Annotated in this window: 17 protein-coding genes; 6 read left to right on the top strand and 11 right to left on the bottom strand. The window is 65.1% G+C overall.

The window, feature by feature from the left end; translation table 11 throughout:
- Positions 1 to 166 precede the first annotated feature (166 nt).
- From SCD90_RS02045 to SCD90_RS02020, 6 genes are all read right to left on the bottom strand, one after another.
- Positions 167 to 2107 (bottom strand): sigma-54-dependent Fis family transcriptional regulator, encoded by a 1941-nt coding sequence (locus tag SCD90_RS02045; RefSeq protein ID WP_319842950.1) that lies wholly within the window; start codon positions 2105 to 2107, stop codon positions 167 to 169.
- Between the two features lie 53 nt (positions 2108 to 2160).
- Entirely contained in the window at positions 2161 to 3348 is a 1188-nt protein-coding gene (locus SCD90_RS02040) for an MFS transporter (RefSeq protein ID WP_319842949.1), read from the bottom strand.
- A gap of 75 nt (positions 3349 to 3423) precedes the next feature.
- Entirely contained in the window at positions 3424 to 3780 is a 357-nt protein-coding gene (locus tag SCD90_RS02035; protein WP_319842948.1) for a RidA family protein, read from the bottom strand.
- A 14-nt stretch (positions 3781 to 3794) separates the two neighbouring features.
- A complete protein-coding gene (locus tag SCD90_RS02030; protein WP_319842947.1) occupies positions 3795 to 5288 on the bottom strand; it encodes an aldehyde dehydrogenase family protein in 1494 nt (497 codons plus the stop codon).
- A 36-nt stretch (positions 5289 to 5324) separates the two neighbouring features.
- Positions 5325 to 6590, bottom strand: coding sequence for a D-arabinono-1,4-lactone oxidase (locus tag SCD90_RS02025; protein ID WP_319842946.1), 1266 nt, complete (start codon positions 6588 to 6590; stop codon positions 5325 to 5327).
- A gap of 24 nt (positions 6591 to 6614) precedes the next feature.
- Positions 6615 to 7715: an LLM class flavin-dependent oxidoreductase gene (locus tag SCD90_RS02020; protein WP_319842945.1), complete on the bottom strand. Its 1101-nt coding sequence runs from the start codon at positions 7713 to 7715 to the stop codon at positions 6615 to 6617.
- A 317-nt stretch (positions 7716 to 8032) separates the two neighbouring features.
- Between SCD90_RS02020 and SCD90_RS02015 the strand changes: the two genes are divergently transcribed.
- Together SCD90_RS02015 and SCD90_RS02010 are read left to right on the top strand one after the other, a co-directional pair.
- Positions 8033 to 8542 carry a flavin reductase family protein gene (locus tag SCD90_RS02015; RefSeq protein WP_319842944.1) on the top strand — a complete coding sequence of 170 codons (510 nt, stop codon included), beginning with the start codon at positions 8033 to 8035 and terminating at the stop codon, positions 8540 to 8542.
- Positions 8543 to 8577: 35 nt separating this feature from the next.
- Positions 8578 to 9825, top strand: a complete 1248-nt coding sequence (locus SCD90_RS02010; protein ID WP_319842943.1) for an NAD(P)/FAD-dependent oxidoreductase — start codon at positions 8578 to 8580, stop codon at positions 9823 to 9825.
- A 51-nt stretch (positions 9826 to 9876) separates the two neighbouring features.
- On the opposite strand, the gene SCD90_RS02005 is transcribed toward SCD90_RS02010, so the two are convergent.
- The 4 genes from SCD90_RS02005 to SCD90_RS01990 all read right to left on the bottom strand — a co-directional run bounded on the left by SCD90_RS02005 (position 9877) and on the right by SCD90_RS01990 (position 13133).
- On the bottom strand, positions 9877 to 10260 hold the full coding sequence (locus SCD90_RS02005; protein ID WP_319842942.1) for a nuclear transport factor 2 family protein: 384 nt from the start codon (positions 10258 to 10260) through the stop codon (positions 9877 to 9879).
- 38 nt (positions 10261 to 10298) lie between these two features.
- Positions 10299 to 10691 carry a RidA family protein gene (locus tag SCD90_RS02000; protein ID WP_319842941.1) on the bottom strand — a complete coding sequence of 131 codons (393 nt, stop codon included), beginning with the start codon at positions 10689 to 10691 and terminating at the stop codon, positions 10299 to 10301.
- A 394-nt stretch (positions 10692 to 11085) separates the two neighbouring features.
- Positions 11086 to 11562 (bottom strand): cupin domain-containing protein, encoded by a 477-nt coding sequence (locus tag SCD90_RS01995; protein WP_319842940.1) that lies wholly within the window; start codon positions 11560 to 11562, stop codon positions 11086 to 11088.
- 122 nt (positions 11563 to 11684) lie between these two features.
- On the bottom strand, positions 11685 to 13133 hold the full coding sequence (locus SCD90_RS01990; protein ID WP_319842939.1) for an acetamidase/formamidase family protein: 1449 nt from the start codon (positions 13131 to 13133) through the stop codon (positions 11685 to 11687).
- A 193-nt stretch (positions 13134 to 13326) separates the two neighbouring features.
- Between SCD90_RS01990 and SCD90_RS01985 the strand changes: the two genes are divergently transcribed.
- Entirely contained in the window at positions 13327 to 15654 is a 2328-nt protein-coding gene (locus SCD90_RS01985; RefSeq protein ID WP_319842938.1) for an acetamidase/formamidase family protein, read from the top strand.
- A gap of 121 nt (positions 15655 to 15775) precedes the next feature.
- Here the strand turns inward: SCD90_RS01985 and SCD90_RS01980 are convergent, their stop codons facing one another.
- Positions 15776 to 16105 (bottom strand): hypothetical protein, encoded by a 330-nt coding sequence (locus SCD90_RS01980; protein WP_319842937.1) that lies wholly within the window; start codon positions 16103 to 16105, stop codon positions 15776 to 15778.
- Positions 16106 to 16530: 425 nt separating this feature from the next.
- Between SCD90_RS01980 and SCD90_RS01975 the strand changes: the two genes are divergently transcribed.
- The 3 genes from SCD90_RS01975 (at position 16531) to SCD90_RS01965 (ending at position 19275) form a co-directional block, all read left to right on the top strand.
- A complete protein-coding gene (locus SCD90_RS01975) occupies positions 16531 to 17094 on the top strand; it encodes a sigma-70 family RNA polymerase sigma factor (RefSeq protein WP_319843225.1) in 564 nt (187 codons plus the stop codon).
- A complete protein-coding gene (locus SCD90_RS01970) occupies positions 17094 to 17756 on the top strand; it encodes a hypothetical protein (protein WP_319842936.1) in 663 nt (220 codons plus the stop codon). Before SCD90_RS01975 ends, SCD90_RS01970 begins: the two co-directional genes overlap by 1 nt.
- 328 nt (positions 17757 to 18084) lie before the next feature.
- Entirely contained in the window at positions 18085 to 19275 is a 1191-nt protein-coding gene (locus tag SCD90_RS01965) for a S8 family serine peptidase (protein ID WP_319842935.1), read from the top strand.
- Positions 19276 to 19281: the final 6 nt, after the last annotated feature.

The following is a 19281-nucleotide window of genomic DNA, read 5'->3' as shown; positions in this document are numbered from 1 at the left end:
AATGGCTGTATTACGAAGGCCGCCGAGGCACGCGCGCCCCTTTTTGCCCGGTGGATGTGCCGCCTTACCGGCCATCCGTTTGCCGAAGCCACGTTTCGTTTTGCAGGGATGAACCGGGAGTCTCGCAACTGCGACAGCACATCTGCGCGGCGGCTCCCGAAACGCGTCACCGCGTGAAGTCGCGCGCGCGTAGCCCGTGCTGGCGCAGCTTGCGGTACAAGGTGGCGCGGCTGATGTTCAATGCTGCAGCCGCGGCATCGATCTCGCCCCGATGCCGGGCGAGGCTTTCCTCGATCAATTCTCGTTCGGCGCTCGCGACGGCCTCGCGCGCGGTCGACGGGCGGTCGGCCGCAAACGACGGGGGCGCGATCGCGGTGGGCGTGCCTCCCGACAATCCGCTGTGGAGCAGCAGGTCCTCACTCGTAATGAGATCGTCGTCGCAGATCTGCACGGCCCGCTGAAGGACGAATTTCAGTTCCCGCATATTGCCGGGCCAGCTATGGGCGAGCAGCGCGGCCATCGCTCCGTCGGTCAGGCGCAGATCCCTTTCGCTGCCCACGCGCGCGATCATCGCATCGACGACCTCGCGCATGTCGGAGCGCTCGCGCAGTGGCAGCACATCGATGACGACCCCGGCAAGGCGGTGGAACAGGTCTTCGCGAAACGTTCCGCCTGCCACGCGCTGCCGCAGGTCGTGGTTCGTGGCGGCGATCACCTGCACGTCGATATGGCGCGTCTTGCCTGCGCCGAGCGGGCTCACCTCCCCCGACTCCAGCACCCGCAGTAGCCGCGTCTGCAGGATCAGCGGCATGTCTCCTATCTCGTCAAGGAACAGCACCCCGCCGTCCGCCTCCACGAGCCGGCCTGCGTTTCCCTCGCGGCGCGCACCCGTGAAAGCACCGGCGCCATAGCCGAACAATTCGCTGTCGATAAGCGTCTCCGGCACCGCGGCGCAGTTGAAGGCGACGAAAGGCCGGTCCTTGCGCGAACCTTCGGCGTGGATCGCCCTGGCCATCGTGTCCTTGCCGGCTCCGGTTTCGCCGAGAAGGAGGATAGGAAGCTTGCTCCCGCTGACCTTGGTCAACACCCGCAGGCTGCGGGCAAGGCGGGGGTCGGAACCCAGGCAGTCGGCGACGCTCGGCGTATGGGTGGCGTCGCGAGGCGCGGGCTTTGCGATCTGCCGATCGCGGGAAACGGCAGGTGCCGGAACGAACCTGGGGGCGTCGGCGACCCTGACCTCGAAAGCAAGTGTGCCACCCTCGCGCTGGAGCAGGAGCGGACCGCTTTGGAGACGCTCGCCCGGACGTTCCACTTCGAACACAGACCACATGCTCTGTGCCTTCACGGCCCCGTCGCGCCAGTTCATCCAGAGCCGAGCTGCCTGGTTGGCACCCAGGATGTTCTGATCGTCGTCGACGGCGATCAGCAGGGTGGCATCCTCGCCGAGGCGGGCCTTCAGGATGGTTCGCGACTGGAAGCGCCGCGCGAACAATTGGTTGCTCAGGCGCTCGGCGGTCTTGATGGCCAGCCCGGATACGAGGCGAAATGTGTCTTCACGGAGAGCCGGGTTGCCACTGGTGAAATTGAGCACCCCGATCATCTCGGCATCGGCGGAAAGAAGGGGCGCGGCGGCGCAGGACAGGAAGGAGAAGTCGCGGAAGAAATGCTCCTTCTGGAACACCTGCGTGGGCCGGCGTTCCAGCACGCATGTGCCGACGCCGTTGGTTCCCGTTACGCCCTCCGCCCAGAGCGTGCCCTCGCGCTCGGTCGAGACATAGCCTTCGTCCTGGGGGGAGCGGTAGGACAGGATCAGGCCAGTCATATTGGCGATGCTGACGCCGAAGCTCGCATCGGCCAGCGGGGCGTAGACGTAGTCCAGCTCCTCGCGTGCCAGAACAAGCACCTCGTCCAGCGGCTCGGAATGCTCGCGAAGCTCGCTTCGGCTCAGGGAGGACAGATGCTGATGGGCGCTGGGGTCGAGGCCGTAACGGTCGATGCACCGGCGCCACGAATGTTCGAGGTTGATCCTCTGTGTCGAGAACAGGTCGGCGATCGATGCGGCGCTGGTGCGGACGGCCGCATGCGTCGTGGGTCGTGCTCCAGGCATGCTGCAACCTTTCACTAGGCTGCAAAGATTTTGTGCGCCTTCCGGCCTTGCCGTCAAGTTGTGCAATCGTCGGCCGTCACAGTCCGGATGCGCCGCACCTGCGGACTGCTGACGAACATGACAAGCGCGATCAACGCGAGCAGCGAAATGCCGATGCGAAGGTCGGTCAGCTGCGCGATGAACCCGATCAGCGGAGGGCCGGCCAGCAGGCCGGTATAGCCGAGCGTCGCGACGATAGAGACGGCCGGACCGGCATCCGCCGTGTTCCCGGAGACCGCGGCGCTGAACAGGATGGGCACCAGATTGGCAAGGCCCAGTCCCAGGCAGGCGATGCCCGCGAGAACGGCGGGAAGGCCGCCGATCGCGAGACCGGCTCCAAAGCCAAGCCCCGCCACCAATGCGCTGGTCTGGAACACGCGCCTGCGGTTATAGCGTGCGACCATCCAGTCCCCCGTCAGGCGCCCCAGCGCCATGGCCGCCGAGAAGACGACGAAGCCGGCGGCAGCCGAGGCAGAACTCGCGCCAAATTCGTCGCGAAGCAGCGCCGCGCTCCAGTCGATCATGGCTCCTTCGGACATGAGCGCGAGGAAGGCGAGAAGGCCCAGGGCAATGACCGGACGTTCCGGGATACGGAAGCTCCAAGACCTTCGGGGCCGGTCCGCCGGAAGAGGAGCGGCATCGCCGAAGATCATGAAGGGCAGGCAGGCGGCGCTGAGTGCAAGGATGCCGAAAGTCAGCACGAAGATGGCGGGCGTGGGCGAAAGCACGTGCAGGACAAGGCCGGCACAGGCCGCTCCTGCTAGAGCGCCGAGGCTGAACGCGGCGTGCGTGCCTGACATTACCGGCCGGCCCAGGCGGTTCTCAACGAAAATGCCTTGGGCGTTCATGGAGACGTCGGTGGCGCCGTTCAGCGCCCCGAAATAAAGAAGCGCAAGCGCGAAGGTCCAGATGTCGGGCGCCAGCACCGGCAGCAGCAGGCTCGCGGCGACGAGCGGTGCCACGACACGCAGCACCGTGGCACTGCCGAAACGGGAGCACAGGCCACCGACAAACGGCATCGCGAGCATGGCGCCGAGCGACATCAGGAGAAGCGCGAGGCCAAGCATGCCCACCGAGATCTGCAGCCCGTCTCGGACGATGGGGATAAAGACGGACCACGTGCCGATGACGCAGCCATAGGCGAAGAAGATGCCGCGGCTGGCGTGCAGGGCCGCGCGAAGCGAAGCGTGGGGCTGCTTCATGAGACCTCTGGCATGGTGGAGAAGGCCTCGACCTCGAGAACTCCCTGCGTCCTGGCGCAGGCGGTCTCAAAGCCATCAGGCCGGCTGGCGATAGGCTTGAACCTGTATCTCCACCAGAAATTCCGGCCGCGCCAGCTTGGATTCCACCGTGGCACGGACGGGTGCGTTGTCGCGGTCCACCCATTCGTCCCATGCCGCGTTCATCGTCGCGATATCGGCGATGTTCGCGAGCCAGATATTGGCGGTCACCAGATCGGACTTACCGACGCCGGCCTTGGCCAGAAGGTCGTCGATCTGACCCAGCACGTCGCGTGTCTGGGCCGTGACGTGGCCGGTCTCGTCCTGCGCGACGACGCCCGACAGGAAGACGAAGCCGCCGGCCTCGACAATGCGGCAGAAGCGGCCGGTGAAGTCGCTGCGGGTGATGGACATGTTCTCTCTCACCTTCAGGCGTTCTGGATCACGACGGACTTGGTCTGGAGGTATTCCTCCACATGCTGCACGCCGGACTCGCGGCCATAGCCGCTGGCCTTGTAGCCGCCGAACGGCACCGTCGGGTCCATCAGGCCGTAGCAATTGACCCAGACCGTGCCCGTGCGGATGGACTTGGCCATGAAGTTGGCCTTGCGCAGGCTCTCGGTCCACACGCCGCCGCCAAGGCCGAACATGGACTGGTTGGCGAGGCGCGCGGCCTCTTCCGGCGTGTCGAACGGGATGGCAGAGACCACGGGGCCGAAGATCTCTTCCTGCGCGATGCGCATGTCGTTGTTCACGCCCTTCAGAACGGTGGGGGCCATGAAGTAGCCCTTGGAGAGATCGCCGTCCGTCATCTGCTTGCCGCCGATGGTGGCCGAGGCCCCTTCGCCAAGGCCGATCTCGATGTAGCTGGCCACCCGCTCCAGCTGCTTCTTCGAAACCAGCGGGCCGATCTGGGTATCGGGATCCATGCCGTTGCCGACGCGCAGCCCGGACGCAAACCGGGAGACGCGCTCCACGAACTCGTCATAGACCGTGCGTTCCACCAGGAGGCGGGTGCCCGCGCTGCAGATCTGGCCGCTGTTGATGAACACCGCCATGCCCGCGCCGGCCACGGCCTTGTCCATGTTCGCATCCGCGAACACGATGTCGGCCGACTTGCCGCCCAGCTCCAGCGTCACCCGCTTGAAGTTGGACTTGGAGGCCTTGATGATCTTGCGGCCCGTCGTGTCGGAGCCGGTGAAGGCCACCTTGTCCACGTCCATGTGCGAGGACAGCGCCGCGCCGGCCGTGTGGCCGTAGCCCGGAACCACGTTCAGCACGCCCTCCGGCACGCCGGCCTCCATGGCCATCTCGCCCAGCCACAGCGCCGTCAGCGGCGCGTCCTCAGCCGGCTTCAGCACCATGGTGCAGCCTGAGGCGAGGACAGGGCCGATCTTCCACAAGGTGGAGGTCAGCGGCGCGTTCCATGGCGTGATGGCCCCGACGACGCCGACCGGCTCCTTCAACGTGTAGGCGAACACGTCGCCCGCGATGGAGTTCGGCAGCGTCTCGCCACGGATGGTGGTGCAGAGGCCGGCATAGAACCGCAGCATGCCGATGGCGCGCTGCTTGCGGCTGCGGGCGAAGGTGATGGGCGCGCCCATGTCCAGCGTGTCGAGCCGTGCCAGTTCCTCAAAGTTCTTCTCCACGAGGTCGGCGAATTTCAGCAGGCACTCCTGCCGCTGGAACGGCGTGAAGCGGCTCCATGGACCCTCGAACGCGCGGCGCGCCGCGGCGACAGCCAGGTTGATGTCCTCCGCATCGCCTTCATAGACCGTGGCCAGGAGCTCGCCCGTGGCCGGGTTGCGGGTCTCGAAGGTGCGGCCGCTCAGCGAAGGCACGAGCTTGCCGCCGATGAGCAGGTTCTTCGGGGCGGTGGCGGCGCCCATGCCATGGGCGAGCGGGCTGACGCTGATGTTCATGAAAGTACCGTTTCCTGAAGGTTCGTCCCGCTGTGCCTAGGCGAACAGCGAGCGGAGGTGGTCGTTGAGGAACACGCCGTCGGGATCGATCTCGCGGCGCATGCGCTTGAAGGCGTCGTATTTCGGGTAGATCCGCTCAAGCCGTGCAGGGGTCATGAAGTGATGCTTGCCCCAATGCGGGCGGGCGTCGTAGCGGTCGAGCAGTTCGTCCATGTCCTTGAGCATGGCCCATGTCTCGAATTCGAGCGGCCCGGAGATGGACAGCGCGTAGCCGTCGCGCTCCGCGTAGGCGCTCATATAGCTGTCGTCGGCCAGCACGGGGCGGCATTCGACGGGATACATGGCCTTTGGATACTTGCTCTTGAAGAGGCTCCGCACCTCTTCGAACGCCTTCTCGAACTGCCCGAACGGCACCGCGTATTCGATCTCGCGGAAATTCGGCGTGTAGGTGTTCGGGAAGATGACGGAGCTGTGGTCGAACTGCTCCCCCGGCTTCAGCTCGGGCGCCGGCTGGTCGACCGGCACTGCGTTGTAGACGCGCATGTGGCAGAAATCATGCTCGCGCGTGGCCGTGGAGGGCATGCCGTCCGGCAGCTCGTACAGGCTCGCGCTCTCCTTGATCGGCAGCCAGAAGAACCAGAAGGTGCGGTTGTCCTTCAGGCGCTGCTGAAGGCCGCCGATGTTGTCCTCGGTGTCCGCGTTCCACGAGATCTTGTGGATGTTGTAGGACGGCACCGCCTGCAGCGTCACCGAGACGATGAGGCCGAACAGGCCGATCGAGCAGCGGAACGCCTTGAACAGCTCGCCGTCCTTCTCGGCCGAGAGGTCGAGGATGTCGCCATCCGCCGTCACCACGCGGGCCGCGATCATCTGCATGGACAGGCAGGGAAGTGTGATGCCAGCGCCGTGCGTGCCGGTCACGATCGCGCCCGCGATGCTCTGCGTGTCGATGTCGCCCTGGTTGTTGAGCGACATGCCCTGGGTGCGCAGATATCGGCTGACATCGCCGACGCGCATGCCGGGCTGCACGGTGACCTGTAGTTTCTCACGGTCGACCGAGACGACGTTGTTGAACGCGTCGAAGTCGATGTGGACGCCCGAGGTCGGCACCACCGCCGGATTGGAGTGCCCCGCACCGCTGGCGCGGATGGGCAGGCCCAGCTTGCGGGCGGCGCGGACCACCTGCTGCACCTCCTCCTCGGAGCGTGGCTGTGCGGTGTACCGGGGCACGAAATACTGCTCCCCGAACCAGTTCACCCACAGCTCGCCGGGCTTCAGCACGTCGCTCTCGCTTACGGACATGTCTCTCTCCAACGCAGCACGGCTCTAGGCGGCCCGGCTCTTGGCCAGTTCGGCGTTGACGCGCGGCAGCACGTCCAAGGCCAGCAATTCCATCGACTTCCGCATCACGGCTTTGTCCGTCCAGTCATGCGCGGTCATGAGAAGTGTCTCAAACGGGCCGACTTCATCCCTCAAGGCAAGGATCTTGCCAGCGACGGTTTCGGGGCTGCCGTAGATGACGAAGTTGTCGCGCACCATCTGGTGCGTGATCGAGGCGGGGTCGGTGTCCACCTTGGGCGCCAGCAAGCCCGCCGCGCCCATGCGGGCATAAACCTGGAACATGTAGTCGTAGTACCAGTCATAGGCGCCGCCGGCCGTCCGGACATAGGCTTCCGCTTCGGCATCCGTGTCGGCCACGAAGATGCTGCGCGCCACGCGCCAGTTGGCGCCATCGGGCGTCTTGCCCAGCTTGGCGCACTCGTCGGCATAGACCTCCCAATGGGTCTTCACGACCCACGAGGCCACGAAATTGGCGGAGATCGGCATCAGGTCATGCCGCGCGGCCTGCCGCATGGAGCTGGAGCGGGGGCTGCTGACCGAGATCGCCATCGGGGGATAGGGCTTCTGGAACGTCTTCGGCAGCGGACCCACGCCGAGGTCCGGCCAGACATTCTCCTTGATGGTGATGTCCCAATGCTTGCCCTTGATGTCGTAGGGCGGATCGCTGGTCCAGATCTTCTTCATGAGCTCGAGGCTGTCGAGCATCATGTCGTTGCGGTCCTTGCCGTTCAGGCCCAGCACCTCGATGTCGGAGCCGAGCGCGCCGGTTCCGATGCCGAGGATCAGGCGGCCCTTGGTCAGGTGGTCCAGCAGGGCGATGTGCGAGGCCAGCTGCGCCGGGTGGTAGTAGGGCAGCGCCACCACGCCCGTCCCCAGCTTGATGCGCTTGGTCTGCGACGCCATGAACGCCAGGAACATCAAGGGCGAGGAGATCTGCTCGATGTCCGATGAATAGTGCTCGCCGATCCAAGCCTCCTCGAAGCCCAGTTCGTCGGCCAGCTTGAACTGCTCGATGTCCTCGTCGAGCGTCACATCGTAGTCCCTGCCCATATTGTGCATGGGCATCATGAAAAGAGAGAGCTTCACCTTCATCCCCCGTAAAGCGACGGTTCTGGCGGAAGGTGCGCAAGAGCTATGCCAAGGAGGTGCCGCGCAGGGCATGCGCTGGGGGGCCGCTTCAAGCATTCGGTGCGATGTCTTACGTGAGAGAAAGCCCGTCTCGCCTGTCGCAGGGCTGATCCAGTCTTGCGACGTCCATCCGCGCGGGCGCTCGGAGCCCCGTTTTCCCCGGGTTGCTCTGGAGCGACGTGCGTTCCGGCATGCTCCTGCCATCTGGCACGCCGCTTGCGGATAGAGCCGCAACGCGGTCCGTGAAGGTCCGAACCCAGATGCACGAGGACACGATGAGCGATCCCGACCTCTTCAAGCGCGGCATGCGCCGCCTCGCCGCCGGCGTATCCGTCATCACCACCCTGGATGACGGTCGGCCGGCTGGCTTCGTCGCCACGGCCGTCACGTCCGTCTGTGCCGATCCGGCCCCTTCGCTGCTGATCTGCGTCAACCGCTCGGCCAGCTGCCACGCCGTCATCCACAAGTCCGGCATCTTCTGCGTGAACGTGCTGGGCGAGGGCGATGTCGAGATCGCGAACCTGTTCAGCTCCCGCGAGCACCGCCATCGCCGCTTCACCGATTGCGACTGGGAAGCCCTGGAGACCGGCGCGCCCGCGCTGACCGGCGCCCTGGCCAGCTTCGATTGCCGGGTGTCGGAGAAGATGGAAGTGGAAAGCCACACGGTGTTCCTCGGCCGCGTCGCCACCATCAAACTGTGGGAGCGGGAGGTGCATCCGCTGCTGTATGTGGATGGACATTTCGATAGTCTCCGCTCGGTCGCGCTTGCGAAGAGCGCGGCCTGAAGCAAAGGCAGGACAGGGGTCGGGGCGGGCAGGCGATGAAGGTTGGTGTGATCGGCGCGGGTGCGGTCGGCGTGGCGGCGGCAAGCTGGCTGCTGCGGGACGGGCACGAGGTGTTCATCGTGGAGCCGGGCGGGGTGGCGGAGGGCTCGTCCTTCGGCAATGCCGGTTGCCTGAACCCGTCTTCCGTGGTGCCGATGTCCATGCCCGGCAACCTGCCGAAGGTGCCCGGGTGGCTGCTCGACCCAATGGGGCCCCTCTCCATCCGCTGGAGCTACGCGCCCAGGATCGCGCCCTGGATCTACCAGTTCATCAAGGCCGGCACGCCGGACCGGGTGCGCCAGCAATCGGTGGCGCTGCAGGCGCTGCTGCATGACTCCGCCGGCGTCTATGCGCCGCTCGTCAAGAATGCCGGTGCGGAGCACCTGATCCGCCGCAACGGCCATCTCTGCGTCTATCGCACGCGCGCCGATTTGGAGGCCGATGCCTTTGCCTGGCAGCTGCGCCGTGAGAGGGGCATCCGCTTCGACGTGCTGGAGCGCGACGCGCTGTGGCAGCAGGAGCCAAGCCTGTCACACGACTACGCGCTCGGCGTGTTCTTCCCCGACAACGCCCACACCGTCGATCCGAACAAGCTGATCGGCAGTCTGGCCGACGCCTTCCTGCGCGATGGCGGTCGCATCGTGAAGGCGCGCGCCACAGGCATCGAGATGACGGGCGAAAAGGTGACCGGCATCCGCAGCGATGCCGGCTTGCTGGCGGCCGACGCCGTGGTGGTGGCCGCCGGCGCGCATTCGAAGCCGTTCACCGCCGAGATGGGCGACAGCGTCCCGCTCGACACGGAGCGCGGCTACCACATCATCATCAAGGACCCGGAAGCCGTGCCGCGCACCTCGATTATGGACGCGTCCGGCAAGTTCGTCGCCACTCCCATGGATATGGGCCTGCGGCTGGCGGGCACCGTCGAGTTCGCCGGCCTTGAGGCAGCGCCCGACTGGCGTCGTGCGCGCAAGCTGTTGGCGCTGGGGCAGCGGCTGTTTCCAGGCCTCGCCCAGGCCTATGCCGAAGAGCGACTGTCCGTGTGGATGGGGTTCCGCGCCAGCATGCCGGATTCACTGCCCGTCATCGGCCGCTCGCGACGCAGCGCGCAGGTCATCTACGCCTTCGGACACGGCCATGTCGGGCTCGCCGGCGGCGCCCAGACCGGCCGGCTGGTGGCCGACCTCGTGGCTGGGCGCCACCCCATCATCCCGATCGACCCGTTCCGTCCTGACCGGTTCGCCTGATCCGGCGGGTTACTTCACCTCGACCAGGTGCGGCGGTCCGCAGGGCGAAGATCAGAACATGCCGTTCGCATTGGCTGCATGCTCCGGGATGATCTGCAGCACATCCCAGTGCTCGACGATCCTTCCCCGATCGTCGAGCCGAAAAATGTCGATGCCTGCGTAGTCGTGGTCGCCGGGCCAGTGCTGGAAACAATGAAGGACGACATGTTCGCCCTCTGCGACGGCCCGCTTGATTTCAACCCGCTTACCGGGCCACTCGCGAGCCATGCGCTCGAAATAAGCGATGAAGCCTGCCTTCCCGGTGGCCACATGCGGATTGTGCTGAATGTATTCGTCTCCGACGAAGCGCTCGACGGCTTCGGCGGGCCGGCCCGAATTGAACATCAACTCATAGAAGGCGATTACATTCGCCTTGTTGCGTTCCAGATCATGCACGACCGGCTCCGTTGTGGAGGTTACTTGCTGGGCGATCTTCAGCCGGGGATCCGGGCGATCACCTTGATCTCGAAGTCGAAGCCCCCCAGCCAGTTCACGCCGACCGCAGTCCAGTTGGGATAGGGCGCGTCCGGAAAGACTTCGCTTTTGACGGCCATGACCGTCCCGAACTGATGTTCAGGATCGATATGGAAGGTCGTCACGTCGACGATGTCGGCAAGGCTGCACCCACCCGCTTTCAGCGTCGCCTGGAGGTTGGCAAACGCCAGGCGCACCTGTGCCTCGAAATCCGGCTCAGGCGAGCCGTCGCTGCGGCTGCCAACCTGACCGGACACGAACAGGAGGTCGCCTGATCTGATCGCCGCGGAATAGGTCTGCGACGTGTAGAGGTCATGCCGACCCGCCGGGAAAACGGCTTCACGCTGGACCATGTTGATGATTTCTCCTGTCGCGATCCCTGGAAAAGGTGCCGTCGGATCGACGTCCGTCAGGGTCGCATCTCACGCTTGAAAAAGTAGTGCAGTACGAAATGTGCCGGCGAAACAACCGACACGAGTTCCCATCGGTCTACCCCCAGCTTCCGGAGGGCCTCAGCGTCGAGGGTAGTCTCAACCACGAGATATTCCCATTGCATGCTTCGATCTCCCACTCGTCCACAGTATGCCCGAACGAACCTCAGGGACGTCACACTCAAAGTTGCTCAAGGCGACGAAGCCATCATCAGGGTGGAGCACCTGGTCACAGATAGCTCCTCAGCGCGAGATCAAGGCCATCGTGTTGGCCGAAGGCCGTCATGGACCGCCGGCTGCAGTCGGTCCGGCCCGGCTACGGTGACCGGGCCGTGGGAGTGCCGCCCGCATCCTCCGTTCCCGGTTCCCAGCCGGGTGGCGCCAGCTCGAAACGGTCGAACTCGAAGCCGGGGGCCACGATGCAACTGACGAGCACCCAACCGCCGTCTGCCGCAGCGGACTGCCACTGCCCTGCGGGCACCAGCGCCTGCATCTGCTGGCCCCCGACGATATCGCCTCCGAGAACGATCTCGCTATCGGCGCCGATCTTGAGGGTCAGGGACTCGCCCGCGTGCCAAAGCCACAGTTCGTCCGCATCGATCCGGTGCCAGTGGGAACGTTCGCCGCGAGCCAGCAGGAACAGGATGGCGGTCAGGCGTGATCGTCCGTCCGGCCCTGCCGGCCTGCGGAACGTCTCCTTGTAGTGGCCGCCCTCGGGGTGAGGTGCCAGATCGAGGTTCCTGACGAGGTCGGCATGATCGAGATCATGCGGAACGGCTCCTTTGTCGGTCATTTTTTCAGCTCCTTTGCCGCCGGTCGAGGAGATCCAGCCTGCTGCGAAGGATGCCCCGCCACACATGATGCTTCAGGTGGAGATATCCAGGAGAATGTAGCCCCCGGATGTCTCCTGAATGTCTACGCCATGCGGCCGGCGAAGATGTCTTTGCGGATGATGCCGTGGCATCCCCAGTTTCCGTCCACGACCTGGGTGACGCCGAAGTCGACGCCCACCGACATCAGGGCGATGGCCTCATCCTCGGTTAGTTTCTGCGTCGTCATCAGGAATTTCCGCATCTTGCGGAAGGCATCCCGAAGCGCGAGGTCGACAGAGCTTTTGCCAAAGATGTCGTTCTGGGCATTGGGGCCAAGCTCCGCCAGATAGTTGGCGAAGCTGTAGCCGTGAACCAGCCACTCCGTCTGCGTCTCCAGCATCGGATATTCGAGGCCTTCCAGAGCTGTGCCCTCAAGATCGGCCTTCTTGTGGACGATCAGCTGGAACGTGCCGGTGATGGAGCACTCGATGGCCGTGCCGCAGAGCTCGGAATCGCCTTGCGAGGCATGGGGGTCGCCGATGGACATCAGGCCACCTTCCACCGCGACGGGGTAGTACATCGTCGCGCCCTTGCCGATGCGCCAGTTGTCGATGTTGCCGCCGGTGTGCATCGGCGGGATCGAATTGACGTAATCGGCTTCATTCGGCGCAAGCGCGATGACGCCGAAATGCGGCCTGATGGGCACGCGGACGCCTCTCAGGATGTCGGTGTTCTTCTTGATCGTGGAGTGATCGACGGGAACGCCGGGGTAATCGATGATCTTGTGGACCACGCCATCGGGGTCGGTCTGGGGCGTCCACCGATAGTTATAGGCAGCCTTGGCGAAGGGGCTGCCCCCGTTCGCATCTACTTCGAAGACCGTGATGATCTCCCGGTCCTTTGGCTCCTCGATCTGGTCCTTGTAGTGGAAGCCCCACCAAGCGGACGCCGTCACCCCGAAAGACTTGCCCTTGTGCTCGGGATTGGCCGAAGGCCTGAACCGGGTGTCGAGGATGCGCACTTCCAGGATGTCGCCCGGCTCGGCGCCGCGGACGAAGACGGGGCCTGTGCAGACATGCACGCCGAGACCGCCGCCTCCGCCGATCTTCGTGTCGTTCTCGTCGCCGGCGCCCCGGCGCTTCACGTTCTTCTTCTCCTTCGTCCAGTGGAAGACGCTTTCCGCTCCAGGATCGCCCTTCACCATCAGCTCGGCATCGTCGTTCGCGTGATGCGTCAGGGCCTCGATGGTGACGATGTCGCCGCTGTCGATCTCGACCTGCGGCTTCAGTTTCTTCGAGAAATAGCCCCAATGAACCGTCTGGTCGGTGGCTGGAAGGTAGTGGAACGCCGGCTGGTTGGGCAGACGCGCCGCCGATGCTTGCGCTAGCGCCGGCGAGACGAGCGAGATACCTCCGCCTGCCAGGGCTGCCGCTCCGCCCGTGGCCACGAAGGCACTTTTCAGGAAGCTGCGGCGCTCCGCTCCCAGAGCGTCCATCATCTTCGCCCGATGCGTCTCGAACTCCGGACAATTCTTGTCATCGCCTGCGCACATCTTCGTCTCCCCGGCAGCGTCGTCTCGTGACGCGCGAGCGCAAGGTTGCGCCACCGTCCTTGCTGCCGGAATGACCGCACGTGCCCAAATTCTTGCCCCGCTGCGCACAGGGGCAGATGCCGTATTGCGGCAGCGAACAATCCGGGCGCACGATGCTCCAGGCTTCAGGATGTGGAGGCGTCGCAGGGGAGACATGCAGGTCGGACCTAACGTGATCTGCATCGACGCGTTCCCCGTGTCTCGCCAGCACGCGGCCTGGCTGGACGCGCTCGCACCCCTGGGTTTGAGATGCGAACTGCGAGACGGTCAGCTCCCGACGGGTGAACTCGGCATCATCACCTCACGACACGGCTCGCGGCTGGCGAGATTGCGGTCGTCCGCCCAGCGGCTTGCCGGCGCCCCCCACGGCGCGGGCGGCGGTCACGAGCCGCTGCTCGTCACGTTTCATGCGGATGGGCGCGGCACGCTCCGAGGAGGTGCGGAAAGCCGCGAATTCGCCGAAGGCGACGTGTCGGTCGCCGACCGTGCTCAGGCCTTTAGCTTCGAGCAGCGGACCGGCTTCGAACTCTTGATGCTGGAGATCCCGCGCGAGCGGGTGTTCATGCGACTGGGGCGAACGACGACAAGGCTGCCGCTGGTGCTGGGTGAGACCGTGGCGGCGTCCGCAGTGCGTCCCCTGATGCGCACGCTCGCTCTGCATTTCGATCAGGTGCAGGAGCCTGATCTGGTTTCCGTCGAACTTGCGGTCACGGAGCTGGTTACCGGCGCTCTGCTTCGCGAGGGCCGGAATGGGGATGGCGGGTCCACGCAGAACCAGGCTGCGCATTTTCGCCGTGTCACCTCCGCGGTCGAACTGCGGCTCATGGACCCCGACCTCTCCATGAGCACCATCGCGCCGCAGACGGCCCTGTCCCAACGCTACATCCAGAAGCTCTTCGAACTGCAGGACACGACCTTCTCCGACTATGTGCGGCTGCGACGACTGGACAGGGCGCGCATTGAACTGGCCGATCCGCGGCATGGTGCCGACAGCGTAGCGGAAGTCGGATTTCGATGGGGCTTCCGCGATCCCGCTCATTTCAGCCGGGCCTTCAGCGCTGCCTATGGCGTGTCGCCACGCACTTTCCGGACTGGTGCCTCCGCGACGTCGCGCAATCTGCTAAGGCGCGGCCGTCCGCGTGAGAAGGACGTTCCCCACAACGCGATCGTTGCGCGGGACGCCTTCCGGGAAACAGGAACGTGGGAGCATCCAGCTCTCATCGCGGGGCCACGCACTCGGGGGCTGGAACGACGCATCGCGGTCGGCCCGGACACGGTGCACTGGGGCTATCTCAGCCGGTCCCTGGCGCCCGCCCTGCGGGTGGAATCGGGTTCCGAGGTCGTGATCGAGACGCTGACGCAGCACGCGACGGATGATCACGCCCGCATGATCGAGGGAGACGCCGCGGCGGAAAGCGTTTTCGCGTGGACAAGGGAGGGCAAGAACGTCGCTCGTCGTGGCGCAGGGCCCATGAACGCCAGCATTCTGGGCCGGGGAGCAGGCGAGGGGTTCGGCGTCCACATCTTCACGGGGCCGGTCTTCATCAACGGAGCCGAGCCGGGAGACGTGTTGGAGGTGCAGATCCTCGACATCGTGCCACGGCCGAGCATGAATCCCGACTTCGCCGGCCGGTGCTTTGCATCCAACGTCTCCGCCTGGTGGGGCTACCAGTATTCGGACCTTCTCGATGATCCCAAGCCGCGCGAGACGGTGACCATCTACGAGATGGACCGGGATGGGGAACACGCGCATGCGCTGTACCGCTATCGCTGGACGCCGCAGGTGGACCCCTCCGGGGTGCGCCACGACACGATGGATTATCCCGGCGTTCCCGTAGACCGTTCCGCCATCGAAGAGTGCTGGGACGTTCTCCCCGATGTTCGGGTGCCGCTGCGGCCGCATTTCGGCTGCATGGCGGTCGCGCCGCGTGAGGCCGACCTCGTGGATTCGATCCCGCCCGGCTATTTCGGTGGGAACTTCGATAACTGGCGCGCCGGAAAAGGCTCGACCCTCTACTTGCCTGTCGCCGTGCCCGGAGCGCTGTTCTCGGTCGGTGACGGGCATCTGGCGCAAGGCGACGGTGAGATCAACGGCACCGGCTTGGAAGCCTCGCTGACCGGCACGTTCCGGTTCATCCTCCACAAGCGCGACGAATCGAAGAAGGCCTTCCTGAATGGTTTGCACGGGCCGCTTCTGGAAACAGCCGATCACTTCATCCTGCACGGCTTCAGCTATCCGAATTATCTTCGTGATCTTGGGCGGGATGCGCAGTCCGAGATCTACAAGAAGTCATCTTTGTCGAAGGCTCTGCGGTCGGCATTCCGCTCCACGCGCAAGTTCCTGATGGACTACCGTGGCCTTGATGAGGACGAGGCCTTGTCTCTGATCTCGGTGGCGGTGGATTTCGGCGTCACTCAAGTGGCCGACGGCAATTGGGGCGTCCATGCGATCATTCGCAAGAGCCTGTTCGCCCGTGACTAGCTGCACCCAAGTCAATGCTCGGCCGTGCAGAGCTCAACCATCGGGACCCCTCTGCGAGGCAATTCAAAAGATCGCGGCGCGGATTCCCTCCCGAAGGCACCGCCGACGGGAGGGAAATCTGTCAGTCGACCGCGCACACCTGAACCAGATGGCCCTTGCGCTTCTCATGCCAGCACTCCGGCTCGTCGTCAGCGGCGGCGGCAGCGATCGCGACTGCGGTCAGGACGCCGAGACCCATCATCGCGCCGTAGGCGGCGTCATGGTCGTGGTGCGGCTTCTTGGGGCCAACCTTCTTCGGCGGCAGCTTCCAATCCTTCGGGCCGGGTCCCGGAAACTTCGCATCGGGCTTGTTCTGGAAGTCCTTGGGGCCGGGACCGGCAAAGGCCGGGGCGGCGGTGGTGAAAGCAACCGAGGCGGCGACCAGTGCAATGGCGATCTTCTTCAGCGACATGACGTTTCCTTCCGTTAGACACTCTGTGGCACCGGTTCATCCGGTCCCGATGCTCATTGGTGTCGGCGGTTCTCCGGAAGGTTCATGCAAAAGCGAACTTTTTCTGCGCGGATGCTAAGCGCCTGCCGCTGCTGCTGAAAAGCTTGGACTGAAAACGCGCTGCGTTGGCTCGTCTGGCTGGGATCGTTGTTCGAACGGTAGCTGGTTGAGACCACTGCTCTGGATTTCCAGTACCGCCGCAGGCATCAGCCTCGACACGGTCAACGGACTTGAGCAGGGTGGATGCTCGCCCCCGCGCGCGGGTAAGAAACCGTTCTTGGGGGCCTCCTCTGAAGACAATTCGCGCAAGGACACTGAATAATTGCTCCAGGCTTTGAACCAGGGCTCCGCAAGCCTCCACAGATGATTGGAGCAAGCAAACCGTGATCGCGTCCGCGCCTTCTGACGAAGAACTGATCGGCCGTATTGCGGCCGGCGACAGGCCCGCAATGCGCGTCCTGTTCAACCGTCATCAGGTGCGCGTGTACCGGTTCTTGCTTCGTCTGGTGAGGCATGAAGCAAATGCGGAGGAATTGATCAGCGAAGTATTTCTGGACGTCTGGCGACAAGCCGCCAAGTTCGAGGGCAGATCCAGCGTTTCGACCTGGGTGCTCTCCATTGCCCGGTACAAGGCGTTGAACCTGCTTCGGAAGCGAACCGAAGCGGAACTCGACGACGAGGCAGCCGAAGGCATTGAAGACGACGCGGACACGCCGGAGGTGACGATCCAGAAGAAGGACAAGGGCGCGGCACTGCGAAAGTGCCTGTCCGCCCTGACCCTGGAACACCGGGAAATCGTCGATCTCGTCTACTACCACGAGCGAACAGTGGAGGAGGCGAGCGTCATCCTGGGAGTTCCCGAGAACACCGTGAAGACGCGTCTCTTCTATGCGCGAAAACGGTTGTCCGAGCTGCTCAAGACCGCCGGCATCGACCGAGGATGGCCGTGATGACCGAACATGATGACCGCGCGGAGATTTCACTGCTGCTGCCGTGGTATGCGGCCGGCACGCTTGATGCGTCTACGAACAGCCGCGTCGCGGCCGCCATCGAGCAAGACCCCGAACTCGCGCGGCGCCTCGGGGACATCCGCGAAGAAGCGGCCGAGGCCATCTTTCTGAACGAAAGCATCGCTGCGCCCTCGCGCAGGGCTGCGGATCGTCTGTTCTCTGCCATCGAGGCAGAAGAACCGGCGGCTCGCCGCGTTCCAGCCCCGCGCCGCCGGGGCTTTTCGGAATGGCTGCACGACACGCTGGCCCTCGCACGTCCGCAGACACTGGCGTTCGCCACCGTCGCTGCTGCGGCCGTGATCGCCCTGCAGGCCGTCCTGCTCGTGGTGGGATCGGGCGAGAGGGGAGGCGGCTTCCAGACGGCCACGGCGCCGACAGCCTCGACCGGCACCGCTGGCCGGATCCTCGTGAGCTTTGCCCCAGAGGCGACGGTTGCCGAGATCGAGGCCGTTCTCCGCGATGCCGGCGCTTCGATCGTTACGGGACCCGAGGCGGGCATGTACCGGCTCGGTTTCGCCGGCGATCAGAAGATGCAGAATCGGGTTCTGCAGATCTTGCGGGAGCGGCCGGGGATTGTCCGGTTTGCCGGCCCGGCTTCGTGAGAGGGAGGCAAGCGCGATGAAGGCTTCCAGGAACAAGCGCCGAACCCTTTCCGCCGTCGTGCTGGTGTGCGCTCTCTTGGCTCCGGCCATCGTATCCTCCCAAACGGCCGGCGGTGGCGGGGGAGGGGCCTCCGGCGGAGGCGGTGGGGGGGGCGGCAGCTGGAGCGGAAGCTTCGAACGGCGCGACCCATGGGGTGTCCTCGTCGTGCCCGATAGCCGCGTGGCCGACGACCGCAAGCCCCAGTCCCCTCAGGCTACACCGAAGAGGCGACCAAAAGTGGAGGCGAAAGCCTCGTCGCTTCCTGAAAAGACGGCGCCGAGAAAGCCGGTGAAACCGCCACGGGCCACCGCTCGCAAGGCCACGGTTCCCACGAATGCCGCGCCACGCGAAATGGCGGCCGCGGAGTACCGCCCGGATGAAATCCTGGTCGAAACCTCGCGCGAGATGCCTGGCGCCGAGATGGACGGACTGGCCCAGCGGAACCGGCTTGAACAGCTTGGGGCGCAGGACATTGCGCTGCTCGATGCGCGGCTGCACAGGTTGCGCATCACGGACGGCCGGGCCCCGGCGCAGGTCGCGGCCAGCCTGCGGAACAGCCCCGGCGTAAGGAGCGCAGAGCCGAACCGCGTCTTCGCCTTGCAGCAAACGGAGACAGGCGACGCCCAGGGATATGCCGCCGAGAAGCTCATGCTTCCCGCAGTTCACGAACTGAGCAAGGGCACATCGGTGCTGATCGCCCTGATCGACTCCGGCGCCGACGCGTCGCACCCGGAACTGGCCGGCGTCATCGCAGAACAGTTCGACGCCGTGGGGGGCACCTTCACGCCGCACGCTCATGGCACGGGCATGGCCGGCGCCATTGCCGCGCACGCTCAGCTGACAGGTGCGGCGCCGCAGGCGCGCATCCTCAACGTCCGCGCCTTCGCCCCCTCGGGAAGCAGCAATGCCGGGACCACATACGACATCCTGCGCGGTCTCGACTGGGCGGCCGAGCGGCGCGCCAGGATCTTCAATCTCTCCTTTGCCGGGCCCCGTGATCCGCTGATCTCGCGCGCCATCCGGGAGGTCAGCAGGAGGGGAGGCGTGATCGTCGCGGCCGCCGGGAATGCCGGCCCGGCCTCTCCGCCGCTCTATCCCGCGGCCGAGGTCGGCGTCATCGCGGCGACAGCCACGGACCTTCATGACAAGGCGCTGGGCTTGGCCAACCGGGGGAGCTACGTCACGGTGGCGGCGCCCGGCGTCGACATCCTGCTGCCGACGGCGGGCGGCGGCTACACGATATCGTCCGGAACCTCGATCGCGACGGCCTATGTCAGCGGAATAGCCGCACTGCTGATTGCGCGTCACCCCGAGACGAAAGCCGATGAAATCTACGCTGTGCTGGCTGCAACAGCCCGGGACCTGGGCATCGCAGGGCGCGACAAGGAGTTCGGCGCCGGTCTCGTTCAGCCGCTGGCGGCGCTCCAGGCCATGGAGCGGGAAATCGCTTCGACGCCTGCTTTGGTGGATGAACGCTGAACGGCC

The organism is Terrihabitans rhizophilus, assembly GCF_033898525.1.
In the GTDB taxonomy this organism is placed as follows: Bacteria; Pseudomonadota; Alphaproteobacteria; order Rhizobiales; family Methylopilaceae; genus Flaviflagellibacter; species Flaviflagellibacter rhizophilus.
The sequence above is the reverse complement of the archived record's forward strand: the minus strand, read 5'-3'. Positions and strand labels throughout refer to the sequence as shown.